This is a genomic window from Flavonifractor plautii ATCC 29863 (assembly GCF_000239295.1).
Taxonomy (GTDB): Bacteria; Bacillota; Clostridia; order Oscillospirales; family Oscillospiraceae; genus Flavonifractor; species Flavonifractor plautii.
In genome coordinates this window covers 1-7,002 of the sequence record NZ_JH417816.1, presented here as the reverse complement: position 1 = coordinate 7,002, position 7,002 = coordinate 1, and the positions used below count along the sequence as shown (strand labels likewise).

The window sequence follows — 7,002 nt, the reverse complement described above, 5'->3', positions numbered from 1 at the left end:
GCCGCCGGGAATTCCCGGCGGCCCGGCTTGTATTTTTCAGGGAGCTGTGCTATGCTGGGACCACGGAACAAAAGAGAAGCCCGGCTCAGACGCCGGAGCCGGCCGCGAATCGCGGCCGGTCCCGCAGACTCACGCGTATTCGCTTCGCTCCGCCGAAGCGCCGCAGCGGTATTTCAGCACACCTGCGGTGTGCAGGGGGATACCGCCGCGCCGTTCGCCATACAGCAGGTTTTGTTCCGAACCGGGAAGGGAGGGGCGGCCATGGGAATCGTCTATCAAGAGGGCCCCTCCCTGGCCCGGGACCTGGGGCTTCCCCTCCGCACCCTGTATGCCGTCAGCAACCGGATTCCAGCCCACTACCACCGGGCGGAGGTTCCCAAGCGGGACGGCGGAGTGCGGGTGCTCCGGGTGCCGGACCCTGTGCTCAAGGACATCCAGCGGCGCATCGCCCGGGTGCTGCTCTCAGGCATGCCCGTGTCGCCCCATGCCACCGCCTACCGATACGGCGCGGGGGTGGTGGAGAATGCCCGGCGGCATGTGGGCCGCCCCGAGCTGCTGAAGCTGGACATTTTGCACTTTTTCGACAGTATCCGCTATATCCAGGTGAAGGAGGCGGCCTTCCCGGCGGAGATCTACGCCGAGCCGCTGCGGACTCTCCTCTCCATGCTTTGCTACGACCGGGATGTACTTCCCCAGGGCGCGCCTACCTCGCCGTGGATCGCCAATCTGGTGCTGCGCCCCTTTGACGAGAAGCTGGGGGCCTGGTGCCGGGCCCGGGGGGTGGTGTATACCCGCTACTGCGACGACCTCGCCTTCTCCGGGACGGCGCTGGACGGCGTGGAGGAGCGGGCGGAGGAGGGCCTGCGGGCGCTGGGCTTCCGGCTCAACCGGGCCAAGCGGGCGCTGTGCCGGGACGGCCAGCAGAAGCGGGTCACCGGCCTGGTGGTCAACGAACGGGTGGCCGTCCCCGCCTGCTGCCGCCGCAGACTGCGGCAGGAGCTGTACTTCTGCCGCAGACGGGGTGTAGAGGAGCACCTGAGGGCTGTCGGCCTGGCGGAGGGGCGGGAGCAGTGCCTGCGTCGCTTGCTGGGGCAGGTGGACTTTTGGCTCCAGGCCCAGCCGGACAGCCAGGAGGCGGCGGAGTACCGCCGTTGGCTGCTGGACGAGATGCGGGATGGGCGTTAAGCGGGGAGGGCATATGGGAAACGGGGTGCTCCTGACTGCGGCGATGTGATGGCTTCCTACTGCTTGTGATATTTCTATAAAATATACATTTTTCTTGTGGCGAAGACGGAAGTATATTATAATAAACATATATCTTTTCTATGGATAAAAAGACCTACCCATATCAATTGAATGGAGGAAAACCTATGTACCAGGTCTCCAATTTTACCGAGAATGATGACGTAAAAGTGCTCTCTGAGCTGGGTGCCTTTCAGATCATTGAATACCAGCGGGATTTGAGCGTTTCGCCGTCCTCTGCAGTAACGGCCTACTTCAGCGCACAGATGAACGTCAAAAAGCGCCAACTGGTATGCCATCTGCACAAGTCCCATGTGACCATTCAGGCGGGTGCCATGCAGTGGATGCTGGGCAACGTGAACGCCACCACCGGCATTAAGGGCGTAGGGGACTTCCTGGGGAAGGCGGTGCGCGGCAAGGCCAGTGGTGAGTCTGCAATTAAGCCGGAGTACACCGGCGACGGACTGCTGGTGCTGGAGCCAACCTATAAGTACCTTATTTTGATGGACGCTGCCGACTGGGGTGGGAGCGTCGTGCTGGACGACGGCCTGTTTCTGGCCTGTGAGTCCAGCCTGCAGCACAAGGCGGTCATGCGCTCCAACCTTTCCTCCGCGGTGGCTGGCGGCGAGGGGCTGTTTAACCTGAGCCTCAACGGCAGCGGCATATTCTGTATCGAGTCCGACTGTCCCAAGGAGGAATTGATCGAGATCACCCTCCAGAACGATGTACTGAAGGTGGACGGCAACTATGCAATTGCCTGGAGTAAGAGCCTGGACTTCACCGTGGAGCGCTCCGGTAAGAGCCTAATCGGCTCGGCCGCCTCTGGTGAGGGCCTTGTGAACGTATACCGTGGTACCGGAAAGGTGCTGATGATGCCCACTGCAAAGATGCCCAATATCTGAGCGGATGCCAGGCCTTGGGCCCCAGGGATTAACAAAGGTTTGGGCCGCCCCTTGTATATAGGGTGCGGCTATCCACTGGGTGACTAAGTAAGTACTGCGCCGCCCGTCTGTGTCGTTCCGGGGGCTGACTGAGGCGGACGGCCCGGAGGGGGAGAGGCCCCTGCCCGCCCCGGCGGAGGAGCCGGAGGGCGTCACCGTCACCGACACCTCCGGATACTACCGCATGACCTTCTGCCCTGGGAATCTGGTCTACTACTACATGGATGACTATTGGAATTTCTGGTTCCAGGGGACGGGAGAGGCGGAGCTCTACCCGCTCCTGCTGGAGCAGACGGCATAGACGTAAAAGCGCCGGGCGGCCTTGGCCGCCCGGCGTTTTATCTATTTTGTCCTATTTGTCCGCCATGCGCTTCACCGCCCGGACGGTGAGGGTGTCCCCGTCCACGGTGAAGCGGATGTTGACCCCGGCGAAGTCCAGCCCGTATACCCGCTCCGGATCGTGCTGGTAGGGGGGGCGGGGGTCGCGGGAGAGCACGCCGGTGAGGGCGGCCCGCTTGTCCGCGGGCACCCGCTCCAGCAGCTCCGGCGGGAAGTCCACCGCCAGGGTGGCCCCGCCGCTGTTGCCGGTAAAGCCGCCGCTGGCCTCCGGGCGGCAGTCGGCATAGGGGATGTAGGGCTTGATGTCCAGAATGGGGGTGCCGTCCATCAGATCGGCCCCGGAGACCTCCAGCACGCAGCCCAGCTCCGGCTCTCTCCGGATGCCCTCCAGCCGCACGCAGGACAGGCCGATGGGGTTGGGCCGGAAGGGCGAGCGGGTGGCGAACACCCCCATGCGGGTGTTGCCCCCCAGCCGGGGGGGCCGCACCGTGGGAGACCACTTGTCCCGCACGGCCTCGGAGAACTGCCAGATGAGCCAGAGGTGGGAGAAGTCCTCCAGCCCCCGCAGCGCGTCGGGGCTGCGGTATTCCGGCTCGAAGACCACGGTGGCCCGCAGCTCCTCCACCAGGCCGCTCTGGCGGGGTATCCCGAACTTGGTGGGAAAGTCGCTGCGGATGGTGGCGATGATTTCCATGGGGATCATGGCTTGTCCTCCTGTCTGCGCCGGGCCCTCTCCAGGGCGGCGGCCACCGGCTGGGAGGGGGCGGAACGGTTGTTGGCCGCCAGAATGGCGGAGATCTGGCCGGCGGCCTGCTCCACCTCGGCCTTGAAGGCGGAGGCCGACAGCCGCAGGGCGCCGTGGCCCAGGATGATGAGCTGCTCGGCCCCGTCGGAGGTGGCCACCCGCACCCGGTGGTGCCTCCCGATCTCGTAGGTGGCCCGCTCAATATAGGTGTCCGCCGTCTCGGCCTCCTTGGTGTAGACCACGTAAATGTTGTGGTACTTCGTCACGTCCTGGACGCTGCGGGGGACCCTGTAGGCGTCGAACACCAGAATGACGATGTTCTGCTTGAAGCCCTGGTAGTTGCTGAGCACCTCCATGAGCATCTGCCGGGCGGCGTCCAGGTTGTCCCGGGCCACCGCCTTCAGCTCCTCCCAGGCGAAGATGAGGTTGTAGCCGTCCGCCAGCAGGTATTCCGGCCCCTGCTTCTGGGCCTGGATGGAGTACTTCCGGTCGTCCAGGCTGGTGCGGGCGGGCTTGGGCTGGGGGCGGAAGGCGCCCCGCTCCACCTTGCCGTAGGTGCGCTCGAAGATGGCCTGGAGCTCCTTGTCCTGCTCCAGGGAGGCGGCGTAGGACACGCTGCGGGGCCGGACGGGGGCGGCCTCCTCCGGCGGGGGCGGCTCCGCCCCCAGGCGCAGGCCGCTGTCCACGTGGGCGCGGGCCTTGACCTCGCTCCACTTCACGTTGTAGCCCGCCCCGTGGGCGCAGAACACCGAGTCCGCCGGGTTGTCCACGTCCCGCTCCGGGTCGTAGCCCAGAGCGGCGATCACCTCATCGGCGTTGTGGCAGGGGGCGTAGCCGCCGGCGGTGCAGCTCAGCCGTCCCCGGCCACGGGTGTAGGCGGCCACCTCCCGGCCATAGTCCCGCAGGCCCGCCACCGGGGCGGAGCCGGTGAGCACGCTCAGCGCCCCGGCGGTCTCCGGCGTGCCAGCCTGCCCGCCCATGCGCTGGAGGTCGGACAGGGCCCGGCCCACCTGCTCCGGGGGCAGCTCCAGCCGGAAGTCGTACCACGGCTCCAGCAGGATGCTCTCCGCCTCCATGAGGCCCTGGCGCACCGCCCGGTAGGTGGCCTGCCGGAAGTCGCCCCCCTCGGTGTGCTTAAGGTGGGCCCGCCCCGCCACCAGGGTGATGCGCACATCGGTGATGGGGGAGCCGGTGAGCACCCCCAGGTGGGGCTTCTCCGCCAGATGGGTGAGCACCAGCCGCTGCCAGTTCCCGTCCAGCATGTCCTGGGGGCAGGCGGCGGCCAGCTCCAGGCCGCTCCCCCGGGGGAGCGGCTCCAGCAGCAGGTGAACCTCGGCATAGTGGCGCAGGGGCTCGTAGTGGCCCACGCCCTCCACCGGGGCGGCGATGGTCTCCCGGTAGACGATGCCGCCGGGGCCGAAGGTGATCGCCAGGCCGAAGCGCTGGGCCGCCAGCGCCTGGAGAATCTCCAGCTGAACCTCCCCCATGAGCTGGATGTGGATCTCCCGCAGCCGCTCGTTCCACACGAGGTGGAGCTGGGGATCCTCCTCCTCCAGCAGGCGGAGCTTGCCCAGGGCGGCGTGGGGATCCTGCCCCTCGGGGAGGAGCACCTGGTAGGTGAGCACCGGCTCCAGGGCGGGGGGCAGGGCCTCCGCCTCTGCCCCAAGGCCCTCCCCGGCGGCGGTGCGGCTCAGGCCGGTGACGGCCACCACGCTTCCCGCTTGGGCCTCGTCCACGGTCTGGAACCTGGACCCCGAGTAGACGCGTAGCTGGTCGGCCTTCTCCGTCCAGCCGGGGCCGGAGAGGGCCTCCTTCACCCGCAGGGCGCCGCCGGTGAGCTTCATCCACGTCAGGCGGTTCCCCTGGTTGTCCCGGGAAATTTTGAACACCCGGGCGGCAAAATCGGGGCCATACCGGGGCCGGGGGGCGTACGCCACCAGCCCCCGGAGGAATTCGGCCACCCCCTCCAGCTTCAGGGCGGAGCCGAACCAGCAGGGGAAGAGCTTCCGCCGGGCGATAAGGGCGGTGAGGGTATCGCCGTCCAGCGCCCCGTCCTCCAGATAGCGCTCCAGCGCGTCCTCGCCGCAGAGGGCGGCCGCCTCGTCCCGCTCCGCCGCCGGGGCGGTGAAGTCCACGCACCCCTCGTCCAGCCCGGCTTTCAGCCCCGCCAGCAGGGCGGCCTTGTCCGCCCCCGCCAGATCCATCTTATTGACAAACAGGAAGGTGGGCACGCCGTAGCGCTCCAGCAGCCGCCAGAGGGTGTGGGTGTGGCCCTGTACGCCGTCGGTGCCGCTGATGACCAGGATGGCGCAGTCCAGCACCTGGAGGGTGCGCTCCATCTCGCTGGAGAAGTCCGCGTGACCCGGCGTGTCCAGCAGGGTGAGCTCCGCCCCGTCCACAGGGAGCACCGCCTGCTTGGAGAAGATAGTAATGCCCCGGGCGCGCTCCATAGGGTCGGTGTCCAGAAAGGCGTCCTGGTGATCCACCCGCCCCAGCTTTTTCAGGCGCCCGCAGGTATAGAGCAGCCCCTCGCTGAGGGTGGTTTTCCCCGCGTCCACATGGGCCAGAATGCCTACAACCAGTTTGTCCATAGCAGCCGTCCTTTACGGTGTGATACTATAGTATAGCACGTCCGGGGCGGACGGGGCAACAAGCTTCATGGGCTTAAAGCGCGCCGCGCGCCCAGGCAGACGCCGGTGCGCAGGAAGCTTTTGCGCATGTGGGCCGTCCCGGCCCACGGGCTGTTGCGTTCATGGCCGCGCCGCTGAAAGCGGCACACGGCCCTTGTTGCTATGCAAAAGCATAGCAACAAAAAGGGCCCCGAAGGGCCCTCTGAAGGGGAAATCAGCCCTTGGCCCCCGCGCTCATATAGGAGCCGTACAGCGGGGTGGGCAGGCCGAAGCCGCCGGCCACAGGCAGAATCTCGCCGGTGATGAAGGCGGCCCGGTCGCTGGCCAGGAAGGCGACGGCATCAGCGATGTCCTCCGGGCGGCCGGGGCGGTTGAGGGGGACGTTTTTCAGGAAAAGATCCAGGAAGGCCTGGGACATGTTGTTCAGAGCGGCGTCGGTGGCGGTGAAGCCGGGGAGCACCGCGTTGCACCGCACCCCCTGCCGGGCATACTGCACGGCGATGTCCTTGGTGAGGAAGTGGATGGCCGCCTTGCTGACGCCATAGGCCGTGCGGCTCAGATCGGGGTAGAGGCCGCCCACGGAGCCGATGTTGATGATGGAGCCGCCGCCGTTTTTGGCCATGAGGGGCACCGCCGCCTTGCTGGGCAGATACACGCTCTTGAGGTTGGTGTTGACGATGCGGAAGAAGTCCTCTGAGGGGCCGTTCACCACGTCCAGGTCGGTCTTGACGTCGGTGGAGCCGAAGTTGTTCACCAGAATGTCCAGCCGGCCCTCCTTGGCCGCCACCTCGTCCACCATGCCGGAAAAGCTCTCCTCCCGGGAGGCGTCAAAGAAGACCACCCCGGCCCGCCCGCCGGCGGACCCCGAGATAGACCGCGGCCCCCTGGGCGGCCAGCGTCTTGGCGCAGGCCAGGCCGATGCCGCGGGTGGAGGAGGAGACCAGAGCGACCTTGTTTTCGAGTTCTTTCATGCTTATTCTCCTTTTCAAACCGATTAGTATAGATATGATACTGTGATGATAGCACTTAAGAACCCAAATGACAAGCGTTAATTTTTAGACGTATGCAGTACAGCAGGAGGCCCTGGGAACCGGAAGGTTCCCAG

General features: G+C 66.2%; 7 protein-coding genes. 3 read left to right on the top strand and 4 right to left on the bottom strand.

Going from position 1 to position 7,002, the window contains the following annotated elements:
- The first annotated feature begins 261 nt into the window (after positions 1-261).
- The 3 genes from HMPREF0372_RS21105 to HMPREF0372_RS13285 all read left to right on the top strand — a co-directional run bounded on the left by HMPREF0372_RS21105 (position 262) and on the right by HMPREF0372_RS13285 (position 2,484).
- The gene (locus tag HMPREF0372_RS21105) at positions 262-1,185 is read left to right on the top strand and encodes a reverse transcriptase domain-containing protein (RefSeq protein ID WP_039997543.1); all 924 of its coding nucleotides are present in this window, start codon (positions 262-264) and stop codon (positions 1,183-1,185) included.
- Between the two features lie 185 nt (positions 1,186-1,370).
- Positions 1,371-2,144, top strand: a complete 774-nt coding sequence (locus HMPREF0372_RS13290; RefSeq protein WP_007493409.1) for an AIM24 family protein — start codon at positions 1,371-1,373, stop codon at positions 2,142-2,144.
- 109 nt (positions 2,145-2,253) lie between these two features.
- Entirely contained in the window at positions 2,254-2,484 is a 231-nt protein-coding gene (locus HMPREF0372_RS13285) for a hypothetical protein (RefSeq protein ID WP_007493408.1), read from the top strand.
- Positions 2,485-2,535: 51 nt separating this feature from the next.
- Here the strand turns inward: HMPREF0372_RS13285 and tsaA are convergent, their stop codons facing one another.
- The 4 genes from tsaA to HMPREF0372_RS21350 form a co-directional block, all read right to left on the bottom strand.
- The gene (tsaA, locus tag HMPREF0372_RS13280; protein WP_007493407.1) at positions 2,536-3,225 is read right to left on the bottom strand and encodes a tRNA (N6-threonylcarbamoyladenosine(37)-N6)-methyltransferase TrmO; all 690 of its coding nucleotides are present in this window, start codon (positions 3,223-3,225) and stop codon (positions 2,536-2,538) included.
- Positions 3,222-5,858, bottom strand: a complete 2,637-nt coding sequence (locus HMPREF0372_RS13275; protein WP_007493406.1) for a translation factor GTPase family protein — start codon at positions 5,856-5,858, stop codon at positions 3,222-3,224. Before HMPREF0372_RS13275 ends, tsaA begins: the two co-directional genes overlap by 4 nt.
- A gap of 253 nt (positions 5,859-6,111) precedes the next feature.
- Positions 6,112-6,738, bottom strand: a complete 627-nt coding sequence (locus HMPREF0372_RS13270) for an SDR family NAD(P)-dependent oxidoreductase (RefSeq protein ID WP_007493405.1) — start codon at positions 6,736-6,738, stop codon at positions 6,112-6,114.
- Entirely contained in the window at positions 6,725-6,868 is a 144-nt protein-coding gene (locus HMPREF0372_RS21350; RefSeq protein ID WP_007493404.1) for a hypothetical protein, read from the bottom strand. Before HMPREF0372_RS21350 ends, HMPREF0372_RS13270 begins: the two co-directional genes overlap by 14 nt.
- Positions 6,869-7,002: the final 134 nt, after the last annotated feature.